Origin of the sequence: Poritiphilus flavus (assembly GCF_009901585.1) — a bacterium.
Lineage (GTDB): Bacteria > Bacteroidota > Bacteroidia > Flavobacteriales > Flavobacteriaceae > Poritiphilus > Poritiphilus flavus.
Genome location: NZ_WXYO01000005.1, coordinates 163,913 through 181,956 on the forward strand (window position 1 = coordinate 163,913; position 18,044 = coordinate 181,956).

Genomic DNA, 18,044 nt, shown 5'->3' on the forward strand with positions numbered 1-18,044 from the left:
TGCGAATTAGAATGCAAATCCTATTTTAAAACCATATCGAAATGCCAGCATGGGAAAATAGGTTCTTTGATTTCCGTTTATTCTAAAATCAGGGTCCAACAAGTCAATAATTCCCAAATCCCTGAGGGTTTCGTTCAAATCATTGTAGAATGCTTCCGGGACCGGTTCAATCTCCCTCAACTCCAAATTATTGAAACTGAGACCCGGACCGGCGATGATAAAATCCAAAAAGAACCCGTTTTTCAATTCAAGCTTGTAGCCAATCTCAATGCCAATATTGGAAGTATCCAGGTCCGCTTCGATCAGGATTCGACTTACTTGCCGTTCAAGAGAAGTATAATTTCCGCTGATATTGCCAGACCTGTCCTGATAACGGAAATAGGTTCCCACATAAAATCCTGTCAGTCCGGGATGGCTTTTTTGGGTATACCATCGGATTTCCGGTATAAGTTTAATTCCGGTCAAGTTGAACTCATCTGTTTCAAAGCGTTCAAATGTTGTGTTCGCAACGTCAAAAATTCCGGATGAAAACTTATATCCCATGGAGAGGGAAAGTGATACTCTTTTAAGAATCGGCCTTTCATATTGAATTTGGGCCGTGCCAAAAAAAGGCTGTATGGGATCTAAGCTGATGTGGTTTTTACCAAGATCAGCCATATTATTTTGTGCCCACAGCCCCACCATTGATACACTCATCAATAATCCTGATAAAAACCACTTTTTAATTTTATCACAAGCCATTGCGCATGTATTAATCGCGTAACAGGTGCTCATTAAACTCTATACGATATTACTATTTCACCCAATGTTTAGCATTATCATTTTAGCGCATGCCGTTGAAAGACGAAGAAGGGGTATGGCTCTAAAATTGTACTGTTGGAATGATTGAGTTCTTGGTTGTGCTTCAATAGAAAGTTGCATTATTGATTATAGCTTTGGCCGGGATTAATCTGTAATGAATTGTACATTATAAAATGTCATTTACATTCTAATGGTAAATGAGGTTTAGCAATCCCTAAGAAACCACATCAGGCGATCTCATTAATTCGTCAAGCATGGAATAGACAATATTAGCTTTAAAGTACCCGCTAAATCTGATCAGGGTAGGTGCTGGGCTACGAAATCCTCAATTCTTTGGATTATACTGGCCAGGCTGCGAATTAATAGTATTTTTGCGCCCTTAAATTCATAAGGTTTGAAAAAGTACCTAAACTTGTTCGACTTCAGCCAGGAAGTAAACTACAGAACCGAAGTCTTGTCTGGCCTAACCGTGGCTCTGGCCCTGGTTCCGGAAGCTATAGCCTTTGCCCTTATCGCAGGGCTGTCGCCACTGACCGGGCTTTATGCCGCCTTTGTAATGGGTCTGGTGACCTCCATCCTGGGGGGTAGGCCTGGGATGATCTCAGGTGCTACCGGTGCGGTAGCTGTGGTAGTGGTTTCCCTGGCGAGAGATTACGGGGTGGAATATGTCTTTGCCACGGTGGTTTTGGCAGGATTACTCCAAATGGCAGCAGGCTTCCTAAGGCTTGGAAAGTTTATGCGGCTTGTACCCCACCCGGTCATTTTTGGTTTTGTAAATGGACTTGCTATAATCATTTTTCTTTCACAGTTGGATCAGTTCAGGTCCTCAGATGGTTCCTGGCTTTCCGGCGCTACACTCTATATGTTCTCTGGCCTGGTATTGCTTACCATGTTGGTGATCTGGGGCTTACCAAGACTTACTAAAGTAGTCCCGGCGTCCCTGGCGGCTATTTTACTGATTTTTGGATTAGTTGTTGTTTTTGGAATTGACACGCGCACCATAGGGGATATCGCCTCAATACAAGGTGGATTCCCCCCTTTCCATATTCCCGAGATCCCCTGGAGTCTGGAGACGCTGCAGATCATTTTTCCCTACTCCGCCATAGTTGCGGGGGTAGGATTGATAGAAAGCCTGCTTACTTTGAACATCGTTGATGAGATCACGGAAACCCGTGGAAGGGGAAATAAAGAAGCGGTGGCCCAGGGAACGGCAAATATACTGTCGGGATTGTTTTCCGGGATGGGAGGTTGTGCGATGATAGGGCAAAGCCTGATCAACATTTCCAACGGAGCAAGGGCAAGATTATCGGGTATAGTAGCCGCGGTAATGCTGTTGGTCTTCATCATGTTTGGTGCAGGATTGATTGAGCAGGTACCCATGGCAGCTTTAACCGGACTGATGATCATGGTGGCTCTGGGTACTTTTGAATGGGCCAGCCTGAGGACACTAAGACGCATGCCTAAGTCGGATGTCCTGGTCATGGTGCTGGTAACTCTGGTTACTGTATTCCTGCATAACCTCGCGCTTGCGGTACTTGTCGGGGTAATCATTTCCGCCCTGGTTTTCGCCTGGGACAATGCCAAAAGGATACGGGCCAGAAAGTCCATCGATGAAAACGGGGTAAAGCATTATGAGATCTACGGACCACTGTTCTTTGGGTCTGTAAGCCTGTTTAACGAAAAGTTCGATGTGCTTAATGACCCTGACGAGGTAATCATTGACTTTATGGAAAGTCGTGTTGTGGACATGTCGGCCATAGAAGCGCTCAACAAGATCACCGAGCGCTATCAAAAGGTTGGCAAGAAGGTTCACCTGAGGCATTTGAGCCGTGATTGCCGGCGTTTACTCGCCAATGCGGATAAGATCATAGAAGTAAACGTGCTGGAAGATCCAACCTACAAGGTGGTAGTGGATAAAATTTGATTTGGCTTAATTACTCCTGGCTCCAGAAGTCCATCAGAGCGTTTATGTCAAGATCAGTACCTCCCTTGTAGACATTGTCCCAATAAAGAGTCCCGTCCGCTTTAATAAAGATGCGGTAGTAACCTTCGTCCAGACTCTCCATATTTACATTGATCTCAAAGCCATTCAAGTCGTTAAGACTTAGATCGGCCATCCGGACAACCTCGGATTCTTCATAAGGGTCAGCAGTGTACAATTCCCTAAAATCAACATCCTGAAATACCTTGTCTGCCTCAGCGGCGATCAACCAAATATCTGAAACATTCAAAGTAGAAGTCACGATTAAGGTTCCCAGGTTGGGATTAGGTGTAAGAGCTATCCCAGTGTTAAACGAATTGGGGTTTCCAAGACGTATGGAAGGGGAGGTTATGGTTTGTCTTAGATCGATACCCGTAACCAGGTCAATATCTGTCTGATTTATCGAGCCACCCTCATCATCATCCTGACAAGCAAAAAGGCCGAAAGCCAAAAGGATTACAAATATTTTTTTCATAACAGCTTCTTTTTAATGGTAACGATTTTATACTAAAGGTAGTATTCGGAAGATCATACATTGAAGCAATCCCCAGAATTATTTTTATTCATTCGGAGCATTTTAATAGGATCCTCAAAAAAATATCCACCCAAATTAATCGTTTTCAGCATGTTCCTGAGCCGATATTGCACCTATGATCTTAGTCATGGTTAGCCCTTTTTTTCGAAAGTAGCTTTGTGCTCAATTCAAAAAACAGTTACCATGAAAAAAACAGGAATTTACCTATTCGCAATGCTGCTTGGTTTTGTCGGTTCAGCCCAGGCCCAAAATGATCCGGACCCCGATTTTAGTAAATGGCAATTCAGGCTTAGGGGCATCGTAGTAAGTCCGGATGAAAGCGCAAGTATTGAAGCCATCGGAGGGGATGTAGACATCTCCACAGCCTTTGTCCCGGAGTTCGACATCACCTATTACTTTACGGAAAATTGGTCAGCCGAGCTGATACTGGCTACAGCCAAACACGATGTAAGTGCTGTGAATACCAGCGCAGGGGATATTGATCTGGGAGAGGTCTGGCTATTACCTCCTACACTAACAGGTCAGTATCATTTTACCGGTGGGGACCTGGTTCCCTATCTTGGAGCCGGTGTGAACCTGACCTTGTTTTACGGTGTGGATGAGGGACCCATTGCGGATGATGTGGATTACGATACCGCCCTGGGTTTTGCCTTACAGGGAGGATTGGACTATATGCTGGATGACAAGTGGTTCATCAACCTGGATATCAAGAAACTATTCCTGAGTACGGATGCTACAGTAAACGCTACGACAGCCCTGGGTGCAACCGTTGGAGCGGATGTGGACATTAACCCCTGGATCTTCGGTTTCGGAGTGGGGGTTAAGTTGTAAGTTTCCAGTGTCCTTTTATTGAGCCATCTGCCGTTCCTGGCGGATGGCTTTCTTTTAAGAAGGCCTACCTTCATTTTCTTTGCTTCTCCAAAGAAAACGAAGCAACCCGCCCGAACGTGCCGTTGGGTACGGGCAGGAAGAAAGGAGACTTATCCGAGGAATTTTTTGAGACAAGCTCAAAAACCAGCTTCAAAACTTCGCGCTGCAAGCAGCTGGATTTCGAAGCTTTTGAAGCTGTATTCTGCGGATAAGGAATTGGGCCATACGATGGTTTTTAAGAAATAGCAATGGTTCTAGCGAAAGTGCGTTCGCCAAAGGCGAAAAGAGCATGTAGCGACAGGAACCATTTGCGGTTTTGGCAACCGCCAAAAATTTCCTTAAAACATCTTGATTTTTTGCTTCATTTTGCATCAAGGCAAAATGAAGAGTGAATTAAAAAAAGTGCTTTCGGCAAAAATATTCCAAAAGCACTTTTGTAATTTTTAGGAAACTATGCTGTTAACTAAAGCGTTCGCAGGTATTCCGCTACAGCGCGGGCGTCTTCTTCAGATAGGTTTTGATTCAGCATGATGGCATTGTTATACTCTTTGAGCAATGCCTTTGCGATAGGGTCTTCTTTTAACATCCCATCCGGATTCAGTATCATGTTCATGACCCATTCCGGACTGCGTCTTTCGTAAACTCCTTTCATGGCCGGACCTATCATCCTTTGATCTACCATATGGCAGGCTGTACAAATGGCTTTGAATTTTGCCTCACCAACGGCGGCCATCTCGGTATCTATTTCATCCCCGAATTCCACAGAAGTGATGGGCCCTACCCCTTTGTTGTTCATATCCACTGGCACACCTTCAGATGCGGTTTCAGCCTTGGTTTCTTTTTTAGATCGGTTCATCTCAAAACCGCCCTCTTTCTTTTCTTCTTTTTTTTCGCCGCAACTGCTAATCATCGCCGCTACAGCCAGGAATGCGAGTACTTTTTTCATTTTAGGTTTGTTAGGAGCTACTAATATAAGGAATACCGACAATTACAAAACCTCTTCCAGGAATTTTATGGCCCTTTTCTCATTGTAGTAAACATTCTGCTTATCGTGGAAACCAACATGCCCACCGTTACTAGGAGTTTCCAGGAAGAGGTTCCTGTGTCCCCTGGCGACCTCAAAGGGGTAACATTCCGGCCCCAGAAATGAATCGTTCTTCGCATTCAGAATAAGACTGGGGAGTTCTATCCCATGCAAAAACTGCAGGCTACTACACTGACGGTAATAATCCAGGGCATCTTCAAAGCCGTGCGCTCTGCTCGTATAAACATCGTCAAAGTCCTTAAGCGTGCGGATCTTTTCAATATCGCTATCGGGAATAAGTTCGGGGTAGAGCTGTTGCTTGGCCCGGAGCTTGGCTATAAGGTGGTTCTTAAAGCGGATGGCATAAGCCAGGTTGTTCCAACTGAGTAGTTGTATCAGTGAGCTGTGAAGACTACAGGGTGCTGATACGGCAATACCGGCCCTGAGTTCTTTCGGTAACTTTCGTCCTTCTCCCAGGTATTTAAGGGTCATATTGCCTCCCAGGCTAAAGCCCTTAATTACAATATTGTTGTACTTTTTAGATACCAGGATATGCCGTACTACGGCATCCAGGTCTTCCGTAGCTCCGGAATGGTATGAGCGATAAAGCCGGTTGGTTTCTCCACTACATCCCCGAAAGTTTACGGCGCAGGCATCGTAACTATGGGCGTTAAACGTCCTGGCGCTACCAGTGATATACGGACGCTGTCCGTTACCTTCCAATCCGTGCAAAAGGATCACCACTTTGGGTGTGGGGACACTGGCATAGGACCAGTCCAGGTCCATAAAGTCACCATCGGGCAGCTCCATACGTTCCCGGGTCTGATGCAGTCCATTCACTTTTCGGATAAGTCCGGAGTAGATGGTAGCTATATGTCCGTTCCTAAAAAGAAGCGGAGCCCGGTAAGCAGAGGGGATCGTTGGCATGTGATTAACGTTCTGAGGCTAAAAATAAGGTAGGTGAGGTAATTTGAGAAATTGATTTTGTTTTTTTGACCTCTTTTTGTGTTAAGCGACAATGAAGTGAGGTATTAAGGTTCAATGGTAATCAGTAAACAGTGAACAGTAAACAGTAAACAGTGAACAGTAAACAGTCTCGATAGCTATCGGGAGTAAACAATATGATTGAAATTAAAACTCAACACCTACAACTTAAAACCATTTAACTTAAACTTGGTCTTGTACTTGAACTTTGTTTTCCCTGCTTTTAAAATGCAGCGAAAAACACTATCTTAAATTCGGGGTGGGGTTTAGAACCCCGGTTTCAGTGGGCAGCCCTCCTTCGCTAAAGCTTCGGAGATTGATATAAGTTGACGGTTGGCATTTCGCCATGTCAGGTCGAGCGTCCGCCCGCGCCGGTACGGACGGTGAGTCGAGACCTAATTAGCTCGGTGTGAAGTTCCGATTGCTATCCGGAGTAATCAGTAATCAGTGAACAGTAAACAGTAATCAGTTTTCCCTATTCAGCACTTAAAACTTAACACCTACCATTAAGGATCTTGTACTTCGAACACCACACAAACTTTCCCATCAACTATCAACTATCAACCATCAACTAACAACTATCAACCAACCAAATATTCTAGTACAAAATATTGTCCTTGGGAGCTACGGGTTCCGGCAACTCCTCTTCGTCCAGCATATCGCGCAAATCAATCTCAATGGTGCGGCAGAGCGCTGTCATCGGTACGTCATTCAGTCGACCTTCAAAGGGATCTTCGCTATTGTCTCCTACTATCTCCATAGTGGTAAAGATCCAGGAGATCAATACGGAAAAAGGGATCATCAGAAATACATACCAGGCCTCGCCAGCACCGGTGGACGACATGGTATCGTCTTCAAAAACATCCAGTAAGCCAAAGGGTAATAGTAACACAAAGATCCAGGTAAAAACCTTAGAGAAGTATCCGTATTGTCTGGGGAAAGGGGTGTTTTTGATCCGTTCGCACTTGCCTTGAAGGTTGTAAAATTCCTCGAGCACAGCCTGCAATTGCATTTCCTGGAAACCATCGATCACTCCATTATTTCGGAGGGTTTCTAGGTCACGGGCTTGGTTCTTAACGAGATGGGTGGCCGGGTTCACCCGCTTTTTCAGATCTACAAATTCCCGTTTACTTACAAAATTATAGGCTTCGTTGCAGGAAGCATTTCGTTCACCATGCTTGTCAAACATCTTTTCCACGGCTTTATTCTCTTTCAAGGCCCACCATTTGGGTTGGCGAAGTTGTACGCGAAGTGCATTAAGCCAGGCGATATGACGGTGAATCAATTGCGTATGCATCCTTTTGTCTGCCTCCTCATCTTCGCTCTTTACAAAACTGAGCACTCTTATGGCCCAGGTTCGACTGTAGTTTACAATGCCGCCCCAGATCTTTCGGCCTTCCCAAAAGCGATCATAACTCTGCGAATTCTTAAACCCTATGTAGAAGGCCACGGCGATCCCAATGACACTCAAAGGCTGAAAGGGGATATCGATGAAGTTCCAGCCGAGATAGTGATAAATCCAGAATATGATGGCCGCATAGATGGTAAAAAAGATTAAGTTTTTCCAGGCGTATCTCAGTATGAGTCCCCAGCCGATATTTCTTTTGATATACATAGCAAAATCTTAGTTCCTAAAAATAGGGAAATACTTTATATTTAAGAATAACTTAAAATTACGGTTCCTATCTTTATTGTAAATTTATTGCTTGGCTATGATCTCAAAGAAATGTGAACACCTGGAGGCTATTAGCTCCGTCAAACCCTCAGAAAGTTACGAATGCGCAGAATGTGTAAAAACCGGCGATCGCTGGGTACACCTTCGTACGTGCCAGAGCTGCGGGGTAACCCTGTGTTGCGATAGTTCTCCTAACAAGCACGCCAGCAAACACGCTAAGGCTCATGGCCATCAAGTAATCAGTTCAGCAGAACCTAACGAACGCTGGTTATGGTGTTATACACACGAGGCCATCTCAAGATATTAAAGCTATGACAGACCCACGTTTTCCAGAATTGAACCAAAGACAGATCACTGTTCTCCGCAATTACGGAGAGATAGAAAGTTTTTCAGAAGATACTCGTGTTTTCTCACAGGGCGATCAGTATTATGATTTTTTTGTGGTGATGGCAGGAGCTATCTCAATCGAAGATCCATACAACAATAATGACGTTGTTGTGGTTCATCAGAAAAATGAGTTTTCAGGGGATAGCAGTATGCTTTCAACCCGAAGCGCCCAGTTCCATGGTATTGCTAAGGCAAATACCTGCCTGCTTCGCATTACCCCGACAAAGCTTAAAGAAGCTATTGCCCGCTACAGCGACATCAGCGATGTACTGCTGAACGCCTTTCTGCTCCGTCAACAAACCGTATTAAATGAGTTTTCCGGCGGAATGAAACTGATCGGCTCCGGTAATTCCAAACAGACCTATGCCATACGTGATTTTATGGAAAAGAATCACCTTTGGTATACCTTTCTGGATGTAGATACCTCTTCTGAAGCTATAGAGTTATTGGAGAATTTCAATCTCAATAAAGAAGACCTGCCCATCCTCATTAACAGTGAAGCCAAAGTTTGCCAGAACCCTTCTTTAGACCAGCTGGCGCGTTACGCCGGGGTCTTGATGGATTTTGAAGACAAAGTATTCGATCTTTTGGTGATCGGTGCCGGGCCTGCCGGTTTGGCCGCAAGCGTTTATGCCGCCTCCGAAGGCCTGAATGTGGTCACCATAGACAGCAAAGCCCCTGGCGGACAAGCCGGGAAGAGCTCAAAAATAGAGAATTACCTGGGCTTCCCCACAGGGATATCCGGTAGTGAACTTGCCAACCGGGCATACGTTCAGGCACAAAAGTTCGGCTGTAATATCTCCATACCACATCAGGCCGAAAGTGTGGAACATACCGGGGATTATTTCATCCTGAAAGCCTCGAATGACAAGACCATAAAAACCAAGGCGCTCATTGCGGCCACTGGAGCTAATTACAGACAGCTCCCAATAGATAATATTGATAAATACGAAGGCAGTGGAGTTTATTATTCGGCTACTGGAATGAACATTTCCGATTGTACAGACGAGTTGGTAGGCGTAGTAGGAGGAGGTAATTCTGCCGGCCAGGCAGCCCTTTTCCTGGCAGATCATGCCAGGGAGGTACACGTAATCCTCAGAGGCGGAGATCTGGGAGCTAAAATGAGTGATTATCTGGTACAACGGATCGAGGCGGCTGAAAACATTTTTGTTCATCTGCACACCCAGGTGACCGCCCTTAACGGTACCTATCACCTGGAATCTTTAGTGTTGAATACGCAGGGGGAGGAAAAAGAGATCGGTATCAGCAACCTATTCACTTTTATAGGCGCAAGGCCCTGTACGGATTGGTTAAAAGGACTTGTCGCCACGGACGAGCGGGGCTTTATATACACAGGACCAGGGATCAAAGAGGATAACCTTTACAAATGTGAGATCTTCAGAAGCAGGAAACCTCAATCTTTGGAAACCAGTATTCCGGGATTTTTTGCGGTGGGCGATGTTCGAAAAGGTTCCGTAAAACGCGTGGCATCAGCAGTTGGTGAAGGCTCTATGGCCATCAGCCAGGTACACCAATTCTTGTCAGAACACAAACCTACTGAGGTGGTGCAGTGAGCAGTCCTCCTTCGCTAAAGCTACGGAGGATGAATCAGTTGGCAGTTGGCAGTTCGCAGTATGCAGTAAGTATCTATTGGCACACTCAAAACCTAAAATTCAACACTTACAACTTTCAAACTTAAACTTGTACTTGAACTTGATCTTTTGTTTCTCTGCTGTTAAAATACAGTCTCAAGCATTAACTTAAGTTCGGGGAGGGGTTTAGAACCCCGGTTTCAGTGGGTAGTGCGCAGTTGGCGGTCCTCCCTCGCCAAAGCTACGGAGGATGAATCAGTTGGCAGTACTCAGTAAGCAGTATGTAGTAAGTATCTATTTGCACACCCAAAACCTAGAATCCAACACTTACAACTTTTAAACTTAAACTTGTACTTATACTTGTGCTTGAACTTTCGCTTCCCTGCTATTAAAATACAGTCTCAAGCATTAACTTAAGTTTGGGGAGGGGTTTAGAACCCCGGTTTCAGTGGGCAGTGCGCAGTTGGCAGTCTTCGTTCGCTAAAGCTACAGAGGATGAATCAGTTGGCAGTACTCAGTAAGCAGTATGTAGTAAGTATCTATTTGCACACCCAAAACCTAAAATTCAACACTTACAACTTTTAAACTTGTACTTGTACTTGATCTTAAACTTAAACTCTATAAAGACAATCAGCAACATATTACCTGATATCCATCAACTATCAACCATCAACTACTTAGGATAGAATTCCAGTAACTTCGTCTGTTCTTCGACCGCGGTCTTGAATTCGGTCTTTAACTGTTCCACCAATGACGCGACGGATACCACATCGCTTATGGTAGCTACACCCTGCCCGGCAGACCAGATAGTTTTCCATGCCTTGGCTTCAGTATCCAGTTCCTTCCCAAAATCGATCTTGGTATCCTTTTTGAGATCCTCTTCGGTAATGCCCGCCGCTTTAAGACTGGCGGCCAGAAAATTAGCGTGAACCCCGGAGATCGCCGCAGTATAAGTTACATCGCTGGCCCCCGCGTCAATGATCATTTGCCGGTAAGCCTCCGGAGCCTTACTCTCCTCCGCATTGATAAAGCGCGTACCCATATAGGCCAGGTCTGCACCCATTTGCAGTGCGGAAGCAATATCGCGACCAGTGCTGATGCAGCCGGAAAGTATGATGTTCTTGTCAAAGAACTCCCGTACTTCGGCCACCAAAGTCATAGGATTAATGGTGCCTGCATGACCTCCTGCGCCAGCGGCTACAAGGATCAGACCATCCACACCAGCACCCGCGGCTTTTTGAGCGTGCCTCTTCTTGATCACATCGTGAAAAACAAGTCCGCCATAACTGTGAACCGCATTCACAACTTCTGAGACAGCACCAAGGGATGTAATGATTAGCGGAACCTGGTGCTTAACACACAATCTCAGGTCTGCTTCCAATCTGGGATTCGTTGGATGTACAATGAGGTTTACCCCGAATGGCGCCGCTTTCTTTCCGGATTCCTTTTCCCAATCAGCAAGGGCACTCTTGATTTCTATAAGCCATTCCTCAAAACCCTCACTACTGCGTTGGTTCAATGCCGGGAAGGTACCTACAATGCCATTTTTACAACATTCAATGACCAGTTTTGGTCCGGAGATCAGGAACATGGGTGCTGCAATAGCCGGTAGCGAAAGATCTTTAATAAAGGAGGCTTTGGTGCTCATAGGATGGTTTTAAATTAAAAATTACACAAAATTTTCCTGGGTTTGACTTGCTTTACCCAAAACTATGGTATTTTTGATAATATTATGCATGCATAGGAAAAATATTGAAGAGTAATACCCTGATTGGGATAATGAAACTCTTTTTTCTCGATCAGATCAAATAAGAAAAACCAATAAGCCTAATTAAAATGTTTTTAAAGGAATTTGAAGTTCGCTGGAGCGATGTAGATGCCAACCGCCACCTGGCCAATAGTGCTTACATCAATTTTATGAGCCATACCAGAATGGCCTATTTGTGGAAAATTGGTTTTGATCACAAAACCATGGCTGTGAATCAGATAGGGCCAGTGGTCTTTTACGAACATATGTATTATTTCAAAGAAGTTTTTCCGGGAAAGCCCATTCGCGTTTCACTTGAAGTTATGGGGGTTAGCGAAGACGGAATGTTCTTTGAATTTCACCACAATTTCTATGACAGCGAGGGACGTAATGTGGCTCACTGCGAAATGATGGGAGCCTGGATAGATCTCAAAACCCGTAAACTCACGGGTTTGAGCGAAGAATGGCTTGAACAATTCACTGCTTTCGAAAAGCCCGAAGGCTTCCGTATCCTCACCAAAGAAGACACCCGAAGGTTCGCTAAAAGGCCAAAACACCTGACCGAAGCCTGAGGAGCATTGCCTTAAAATGACCAAATTTTGACAAAATCCGGTTTTTAGATTCGAACCGTAGGCTTTAACTTGTCTGATTAAAGCACTGGACTAATATGTGCTGCTTTTTAATCCAATTAGATAAACTCGTCAGACAATGAGAACCAAACTCCTTCCCGCCATTTTATGTGTAATCTTTCTCCTGGTCGCAAAGCTGAATGCACAATCGGAAAACCGTCAATACCAACCAATTATCCTGGATTTTGAGATTGAATCCACAGAGGAGACTGCCGCTGAAAACCCTTTCCTTGACTATAGACTACAACTTGAATTTAGCTTGGGAGATACCCGGTTTTCGGTACCTGGCTTTTATGCCGCAGACGGAAATGCAGCTGAATCGGCAGCTACTTCAGGAGGGGTTTGGAGAGTGATCTTTAGTCCGGACAAACCTGGTGAATGGGAGTATACCGTCTCCTTCAGAAAAGGTAAAAGCATAGCCATAGACGATGATGCTTATACCGGGCAGCCTATAGCACCACATCACGGAAAAAAGGGAAAAATTCGGGTAGATCCTGCAGCCGGCGATGCCCTGGGTTTCGCTAAAAGTGGCCGGTTGAACTATTCCGGGAGTCGTTATTTCTACACCCAGGATGGGAAACCCCTGCTAAAGTTTGGGGCGAACTCCCCTGAAAATTTCCTGGCGTATGAAGATATTGACGGTACCTATTCCTATGATGCCAACAAATCCTTTTTGAAGAAATGGGAACCCCATCTGAAGGATTGGAAAAATGGGGACCCCAGTTGGCAAAACGGCAAGGGCAAAGGCATTATTGGAGCACTAAATTATTTGGCATCCAAGGGGATGAACTGCGTTTACGCGCTTACTTTGAATATTGAAGGAGATGCACGGGATGTCTGGCCGTTTCTCAGTCATGAACGAAAAGATTTCAAAAGATATGACGTGAGCAAACTCGCACAGTGGGATCTGGTTTTCTCCCATGCCGAAAAACTCGGGATCATCATGCAACTGGTCACCCAGGAAAAAGAGAACGAACTTATCCTTGACGACGGGAATACCGGAATGGAACGCAAATTGTATTACCGGGAGCTGGTAGCCAGGTTTGGGTATCACAACAATATTATTTGGAATATGGGCGAAGAAAATGGCTCTGCTCCTTTCTGGCCACAGGGTCAGAATGACCAGCAGCGCTTTGCCATGATCCGATACCTGAAAGACCATGACCCCTACCGCAATCCCATAGTGATACATACCATGCCCGATGAGCACGAACGCAAACCAGTATTGGATAAGTTGCTGCGTTTTGACCGCCTGGACGGCATATCCATGCAGATATCCAATATCAAGAATATACATCACGACATTAAAGAATGGGTAGAGCAGTCCGAGAAAGCCGAACGCCCGTGGATCATAACCATGGACGAGATCGGGCCCTGGCATACGGGGACCAAGCCAGACGAAGATGACCCTACTCATGACATGCTGCGTAAAGAGGTGCTTTGGGGTACGCTTATGGCCGGAGGTGCTGGAGTGGAATGGTATTTTGGCTGGCTGAAACCACCCCACGACCTCAATGCCGAGGACTGGCGGAGCAGGAACAACATCTGGGAACAAACCGCTGTAGCCCATAAATTCTTTGGAGAACTTCCTTATGTGGATATGAAGAGTTCCGATCAGAAGATAGAAAGCAGGGATAATTTCTGTTTTGCAAAAGCAGGGGAACTCTATATAGTTTACCTCAAGAACGGTGGGGTTGAGGTGCTCGATCTTGAAGACCAGGAAGGTACATTTAAGATTGAATGGTACGATCCCAGAAAGGGAGGAAAGTTGCAGCAAGGGAGTATTGTCAAAGTGAAAGCAGGTTCAAAAGTAAATCTGGGGACACCTCCGACTGATCCACTTGCAGATTGGGTGGTAAAACTTACCAGGGCAAAATAGCCGTGTGCTTCAGCTGGGGCCGGGTCTTGGCCTTTTGCTGGAAAGGTATACCCCCAGCATAACCAAGGTGGCCCCCAGTATCTTCACTGTAGTCAGCTGATCCTCCCCCACGGCAACCGCGTAGAGGATCCCTATTAATGGCTGCACATAGACAAAAGCGCTGAGGGTAGAAGCCCGTAACTGGGTTAGCGCGAATATGTTGAACAAATAAGTAAAGAAAGTGGTACCTATTACCACAAAGGCAATTTTCCAGATCGCCTCAAAGGGGAGTTCTGTCCAACGGATCTCCTGGAATTCACCCAATCCAAAAGGCAGGCAGATAAGAATACCCAGGGTGAAGAGCCACTTCATAAAGGTAAAGGGGTGGTACTTGTCTATCAGGATCTTGGCTACTATAAGGTAAGAACCGTAGAATACCGCATTCATTACTATAAGGATGTTACCCAAGGGGATATTTGGGGCGTCAAGCCGGTTCTCCGCTCCGAAAATGATGAGGCCCAGGGCGCCGATCAATCCAATGAATATCCCTGTAACCTTGGTGCGTGTGACTTTCTCTTTGATAAAGATCGCGGAGAGGGAAAGCACAATGATAGGTGTCAGCGTTATCAGCACCGCGCTATTGATAGGAGTGGATAGCGCCAAACCTTTAAAGAATGCCAGCATATTGAAGCCCATTCCGAGAAGGGCACACAAAAGCATTCTCAGATAATCCCTTTTCTCGATTCGTTCTTTGGGACCGAGAGGGGAAACCAACCAAAACAAGATCGCTGCACCGATCACCCTGAGAATTATGAACCCAAATGGCTTGACATAATCAGGCATAACCCCCTTGGCCACGGTATGGTTTATACCGTAGATAGTGGTGGCTCCGATAGCAGCGAATATGGCTAGGGTTCTTCTGTTCAAGGGTGAAGGGCGGCTTTGGCTGCAGCAACCACTTTTTTGCTGTTGCCTATGAAGATCTGATCATCTATGAGAATAACGGGTCGCTTAAGGAAGGTATAATGCTCCAGGATCAGTGAAGCATAATCTTCCTCAGATAACTGTTGTTCCTTCAGATTCCTAGCCTGGTATAAGCGGGCCCGTTTGCTGAACAGCGCCTCATTACTCCCGGCCAGTGAGGCCATTTCTTTGAGTTGTGCAACCGTGATCTGCTCGGTTTTAATATCCTGAAGGACCACTCCGTCCAGGGGAGACAAATCGTTTAAGATCCTCTTGCAGGTATCACAGGTACTCAGATGGTATATTTTTTTCATAAAGCAGGGCTTAGCTATTTATTGGAAGTAAAATTGCGGGTTAACTTACCGTTACAAAGCTAGCTTTTCTTGCTGAAAAAGATTTTATAATAATGTGCTATTTTTAACATCATCTGCAAATCCGAATAACTTTCATGAACACTGACAAACTATTGGATATTTCCTCAAAGAATCAGGAGATATTCAGGGCCATCCTCCTAAAAACTCCCAGGGAAAAGCTGCTACAAGTTCCAAAGGGTTTCCGCAACAACATTTGGTGGAATATTGCCCACGCTATGGTAACCCAGCAGCTATTGATCTACGTCCGAAGCAGGCAGGAACCATTCATACCCCGGGAGTTGATAGAAAAATACCGAAAAGGTACGGTGCCGGACGGAAGGATTTCAGACGCAGAGGTTGAACAGCTGATCTCACTGCTTAAAACTACGGCTCCAAAGATCCTGGAAGATTACAGGAACGGCATTTTTACGACCTATGAAGAATTTACTACCTCAAGCCAGGTGGTAGTCAGTAGTGTAGAGGATGCTATTGCTTTTAACGCCTTTCATGAAGGGCTGCATCTGGGTGCCGTTTTATCCCTTCAAAAGACCCTGGGCTGAGGTTTAGGATTTGATCTTTTGGGAAAGGTATTTTTGAACTTCTTTATAAGGCAGGGTAAGTTCAATGGGGCCGTCCGCATATGAAGCGACTTCGTATTGGTTGTAGTGTAATTGTAAGCCCTTTTCGGTAAGACCGATATTTTCGGGAAGGTAAAAGCTGTCCCTTTCAAACATAAAACCCGTGCTGTTGATGGACTGATCCGCGGGGATATCTTCCTGCTTCCGGAACGCCCTTTCGGCGTAAAGCTGAAAATCTCCCTGATCCTTAAATAATTCCCAGTCTTCCATTTCCTTTCCCTTTTGCTTGTTGAAATTCAGAAAGGTGATGGAGCTGTACCCATGGGCACCTCCGGTAAAAAGGTAGGATTGCAATCGAATACTTAAGAGGTGGGCATCTTCAAAAGAGATTTCCGCCTCTATTCGCCCTTCCCAGGGAGTTGCTTCCTCCCCCGGGAAGCGTTTGTTCAATTCCTGGTAACCCGAGTTAAAAGACTCCATTGCCTCTTGCAAAGTTTCTGGCTCCGTTCCGTCCTCAAAGGTCAGCAATGCAATGACCTCTTCCCTCAATGAACGATTTACGGCATTCCCGATCCTTCCATTATCAAGGGCTTCAGGCAGGTCAATAGAGACCTGCGCGCAGTCTATACAATCTTCCATTGAAAGATGCAGGGGTTGAAATGTAAGTTTGTCCTCCTTTTTACAACTTAGAAGAAGCAAAAACAGAAGCAGGCAGATGAAGGGGGATCTCATTGAGAATTCAATTGGTTCACAATACAAAACTACAATTTCATTTCATTGGATTCTCTAAAAGATAACGATACATTTGCTGAACTAATTATATGCCATGAGCGAAAAAAAATTACGATTCAATTCTAAGACAATTCACGGGGGGCAACAGCCAGATAAAGCCTATGGAGCTGTAATGCCACCTATCTATCAAACGTCAACATACGCCCAGACTACGCCGGGTGGCCACCAGGGATACGAGTATTCCAGGAGTGGGAATCCTACGCGTTCCGCTCTTGAAAGTGCGTTGGCAAGTATTGAGAACGGGAATTACGGACTGGCCTTTGCCAGCGGCCTTTCTGCGATGGATGCCGTAATCAAACTCTTAAACCCGGGTGATGAGGTGGTGTCTACCAACGATCTTTACGGTGGGAGCTACCGACTCTTCCGGCAGGTTTTTGAAAAATACGGGATCCGATTCCACTTTGTGGGAATGGAAGATGTGGCAAGGATAGCTGAAAAGATCAATGATAATACAAAGTTGATCTGGGTGGAAACCCCAACCAATCCCATGATGAATGTGGTAGATCTCAAAGCCATAGCAGCCCTGGCTAAGTCTAAAAAGCTCTTACTGGCCGTAGACAATACCTTTGCTACTCCCTATCTGCAGCAACCCCTGGATATGGGGGCGGATATCGTAATGCACTCCGCGACCAAGTACCTGGGAGGGCACAGCGATGTGGTAGCCGGCGCTCTTGTAGTTAAGGACAAGGAACTTGCAGATCAACTCTATTTTTTGCAGAATGCCAGTGGTGCGGTCTTGGGTCCTATGGACAGCTTTTTGGTGCTAAGAGGAATAAAGACCTTACACGTACGCATGCAGAGGCATTGTGAGAACGGGGAGGCTGTTGCCAGATTCCTTGCTGCTCATCCGGCAATAGAAAAAGTGTATTGGCCCGGATTTGAAGACCATCCAAATCACGATGTTGCCAAAGCGCAGATGCGTGGTTTTGGTGGGATGATCTCTTTTATCCCCAAAGGAGGCAGTTATGAGAAAGCGGTTGAGATTGTGGAAAATCTAAAGGTATTTACCCTGGCGGAATCCCTTGGAGGTGTTGAAAGCCTTGCAGGGCATCCGGCAAGTATGACCCATGCGAGTATCCCGAAGGAAGAGCGTGAAAAAAGCGGGGTGGTAGATGCGCTTATTCGACTCAGTGTGGGAATTGAGGATGAAGCAGACCTAATAGCAGATCTGGAAGCCGCTCTAAAATAATTTTTTAGTGAATTTTCAAAAAAGGCAGGGTTAAATTATTAAAATACCATAATTTTGCGCCTAAATTTCTAATTCAATAATTTCAC

General features: G+C 45.4%; 17 protein-coding genes. 8 read left to right on the top strand and 9 right to left on the bottom strand.

Annotated elements, in window-relative coordinates:
- Positions 1-6: 6 nt before the first annotated feature.
- On the bottom strand, positions 7-696 hold the full coding sequence (locus GTQ38_RS11025; RefSeq protein ID WP_161435578.1) for a hypothetical protein: 690 nt from the start codon (positions 694-696) through the stop codon (positions 7-9).
- A 499-nt stretch (positions 697-1,195) separates the two neighbouring features.
- On the opposite strand from GTQ38_RS11025, the gene GTQ38_RS11030 reads away from it, so the two are divergent.
- Positions 1,196-2,725 (top strand): SulP family inorganic anion transporter, encoded by a 1,530-nt coding sequence (locus GTQ38_RS11030; protein ID WP_161435579.1) that lies wholly within the window; start codon positions 1,196-1,198, stop codon positions 2,723-2,725.
- Between the two features lie 10 nt (positions 2,726-2,735).
- Here GTQ38_RS11030 and GTQ38_RS11035 read toward each other — a convergent pair whose 3' ends face one another.
- Entirely contained in the window at positions 2,736-3,257 is a 522-nt protein-coding gene (locus tag GTQ38_RS11035) for a hypothetical protein (RefSeq protein WP_161435580.1), read from the bottom strand.
- 243 nt (positions 3,258-3,500) lie between these two features.
- Here GTQ38_RS11035 and GTQ38_RS11040 point away from each other — a divergent pair, with 243 nt between their 5' ends.
- A complete protein-coding gene (locus GTQ38_RS11040; RefSeq protein ID WP_161435581.1) occupies positions 3,501-4,148 on the top strand; it encodes an OmpW/AlkL family protein in 648 nt (215 codons plus the stop codon).
- Between the two features lie 502 nt (positions 4,149-4,650).
- On the opposite strand, the gene GTQ38_RS11045 is transcribed toward GTQ38_RS11040, so the two are convergent.
- The 3 genes from GTQ38_RS11045 to GTQ38_RS11055 form a co-directional block, all read right to left on the bottom strand.
- Entirely contained in the window at positions 4,651-5,133 is a 483-nt protein-coding gene (locus GTQ38_RS11045; RefSeq protein ID WP_161435582.1) for a c-type cytochrome, read from the bottom strand.
- A gap of 42 nt (positions 5,134-5,175) precedes the next feature.
- Positions 5,176-6,138: a YheT family hydrolase gene (locus tag GTQ38_RS11050; RefSeq protein ID WP_161435583.1), complete on the bottom strand. Its 963-nt coding sequence runs from the start codon at positions 6,136-6,138 to the stop codon at positions 5,176-5,178.
- Positions 6,139-6,793: 655 nt separating this feature from the next.
- On the bottom strand, positions 6,794-7,810 hold the full coding sequence (locus tag GTQ38_RS11055) for a bestrophin family protein (RefSeq protein ID WP_161435584.1): 1,017 nt from the start codon (positions 7,808-7,810) through the stop codon (positions 6,794-6,796).
- Between the two features lie 97 nt (positions 7,811-7,907).
- Between GTQ38_RS11055 and GTQ38_RS11060 the strand changes: the two genes are divergently transcribed.
- The gene (locus tag GTQ38_RS11060) at positions 7,908-8,177 is read left to right on the top strand and encodes a UBP-type zinc finger domain-containing protein (protein ID WP_161435924.1); all 270 of its coding nucleotides are present in this window, start codon (positions 7,908-7,910) and stop codon (positions 8,175-8,177) included.
- Between the two features lie 4 nt (positions 8,178-8,181).
- Positions 8,182-9,831: an FAD-dependent oxidoreductase gene (locus GTQ38_RS11065; RefSeq protein WP_161435585.1), complete on the top strand. Its 1,650-nt coding sequence runs from the start codon at positions 8,182-8,184 to the stop codon at positions 9,829-9,831.
- A 691-nt stretch (positions 9,832-10,522) separates the two neighbouring features.
- On the opposite strand, the gene GTQ38_RS11070 is transcribed toward GTQ38_RS11065, so the two are convergent.
- Positions 10,523-11,497, bottom strand: coding sequence for an NAD(P)H-dependent flavin oxidoreductase (locus GTQ38_RS11070; RefSeq protein WP_161435586.1), 975 nt, complete (start codon positions 11,495-11,497; stop codon positions 10,523-10,525).
- 188 nt (positions 11,498-11,685) lie between these two features.
- Between GTQ38_RS11070 and GTQ38_RS11075 the strand changes: the two genes are divergently transcribed.
- Positions 11,686-12,168, top strand: coding sequence for an acyl-CoA thioesterase (locus tag GTQ38_RS11075; protein ID WP_161435587.1), 483 nt, complete (start codon positions 11,686-11,688; stop codon positions 12,166-12,168).
- Positions 12,169-12,304: 136 nt separating this feature from the next.
- Positions 12,305-14,104, top strand: a complete 1,800-nt coding sequence (locus GTQ38_RS11080) for a DUF5060 domain-containing protein (protein ID WP_161435588.1) — start codon at positions 12,305-12,307, stop codon at positions 14,102-14,104.
- Positions 14,105-14,113: 9 nt separating this feature from the next.
- Here GTQ38_RS11080 and GTQ38_RS11085 read toward each other — a convergent pair whose 3' ends face one another.
- A complete protein-coding gene (locus GTQ38_RS11085; RefSeq protein WP_161435589.1) occupies positions 14,114-15,010 on the bottom strand; it encodes a DMT family transporter in 897 nt (298 codons plus the stop codon).
- Complete coding sequence (locus GTQ38_RS11090; RefSeq protein WP_161435590.1) at positions 15,007-15,360, bottom strand: arsenate reductase family protein; 354 nt, start codon at positions 15,358-15,360, stop codon at positions 15,007-15,009. The genes GTQ38_RS11085 and GTQ38_RS11090 overlap by 4 nt, the downstream gene beginning before the upstream one ends.
- A 134-nt stretch (positions 15,361-15,494) precedes the next feature.
- Between GTQ38_RS11090 and GTQ38_RS11095 the strand changes: the two genes are divergently transcribed.
- Positions 15,495-15,959 (top strand): DinB family protein, encoded by a 465-nt coding sequence (locus GTQ38_RS11095; protein ID WP_161435591.1) that lies wholly within the window; start codon positions 15,495-15,497, stop codon positions 15,957-15,959.
- A 3-nt stretch (positions 15,960-15,962) separates the two neighbouring features.
- On the opposite strand, the gene GTQ38_RS11100 is transcribed toward GTQ38_RS11095, so the two are convergent.
- Positions 15,963-16,709, bottom strand: coding sequence for a DUF3298 and DUF4163 domain-containing protein (locus GTQ38_RS11100; RefSeq protein ID WP_161435592.1), 747 nt, complete (start codon positions 16,707-16,709; stop codon positions 15,963-15,965).
- A gap of 94 nt (positions 16,710-16,803) precedes the next feature.
- On the opposite strand from GTQ38_RS11100, the gene GTQ38_RS11105 reads away from it, so the two are divergent.
- Positions 16,804-17,958, top strand: coding sequence for a cystathionine gamma-synthase (locus tag GTQ38_RS11105; RefSeq protein WP_161435593.1), 1,155 nt, complete (start codon positions 16,804-16,806; stop codon positions 17,956-17,958).
- Positions 17,959-18,044 lie beyond the last annotated feature (86 nt).

Bases quoted from the DNA above. Each gene is read 5' to 3' on its own strand.
- GTQ38_RS11090 (WP_161435590.1), bottom strand. From the start codon at position 15,360: ATGAAAAAAATATACCATCTGAGTACCTGTGATACCTGCAAGAGGATC.
- GTQ38_RS11025 (WP_161435578.1), bottom strand. From the start codon at position 696: ATGAGTGTATCAATGGTGGGGCTGTGGGCACAAAATAATATGGCTGAT.
- GTQ38_RS11055 (WP_161435584.1), bottom strand. From the start codon at position 7,810: ATGTATATCAAAAGAAATATCGGCTGGGGACTCATACTGAGATACGCC.
- GTQ38_RS11105 (WP_161435593.1), top strand. From the start codon at position 16,804: ATGAGCGAAAAAAAATTACGATTCAATTCTAAGACAATTCACGGGGGG.
- GTQ38_RS11050 (WP_161435583.1), bottom strand. From the start codon at position 6,138: ATGCCAACGATCCCCTCTGCTTACCGGGCTCCGCTTCTTTTTAGGAAC.
- GTQ38_RS11080 (WP_161435588.1), top strand. From the start codon at position 12,305: ATGAGAACCAAACTCCTTCCCGCCATTTTATGTGTAATCTTTCTCCTG.
- GTQ38_RS11100 (WP_161435592.1), bottom strand. From the start codon at position 16,709: ATGAGATCCCCCTTCATCTGCCTGCTTCTGTTTTTGCTTCTTCTAAGT.
- GTQ38_RS11045 (WP_161435582.1), bottom strand. From the start codon at position 5,133: ATGAAAAAAGTACTCGCATTCCTGGCTGTAGCGGCGATGATTAGCAGT.
- GTQ38_RS11095 (WP_161435591.1), top strand. From the start codon at position 15,495: ATGAACACTGACAAACTATTGGATATTTCCTCAAAGAATCAGGAGATA.
- GTQ38_RS11040 (WP_161435581.1), top strand. From the start codon at position 3,501: ATGAAAAAAACAGGAATTTACCTATTCGCAATGCTGCTTGGTTTTGTC.
- GTQ38_RS11035 (WP_161435580.1), bottom strand. From the start codon at position 3,257: ATGAAAAAAATATTTGTAATCCTTTTGGCTTTCGGCCTTTTTGCTTGT.
- GTQ38_RS11060 (WP_161435924.1), top strand. From the start codon at position 7,908: ATGATCTCAAAGAAATGTGAACACCTGGAGGCTATTAGCTCCGTCAAA.
- GTQ38_RS11065 (WP_161435585.1), top strand. From the start codon at position 8,182: ATGACAGACCCACGTTTTCCAGAATTGAACCAAAGACAGATCACTGTT.
- GTQ38_RS11070 (WP_161435586.1), bottom strand. From the start codon at position 11,497: ATGAGCACCAAAGCCTCCTTTATTAAAGATCTTTCGCTACCGGCTATT.
- GTQ38_RS11075 (WP_161435587.1), top strand. From the start codon at position 11,686: ATGTTTTTAAAGGAATTTGAAGTTCGCTGGAGCGATGTAGATGCCAAC.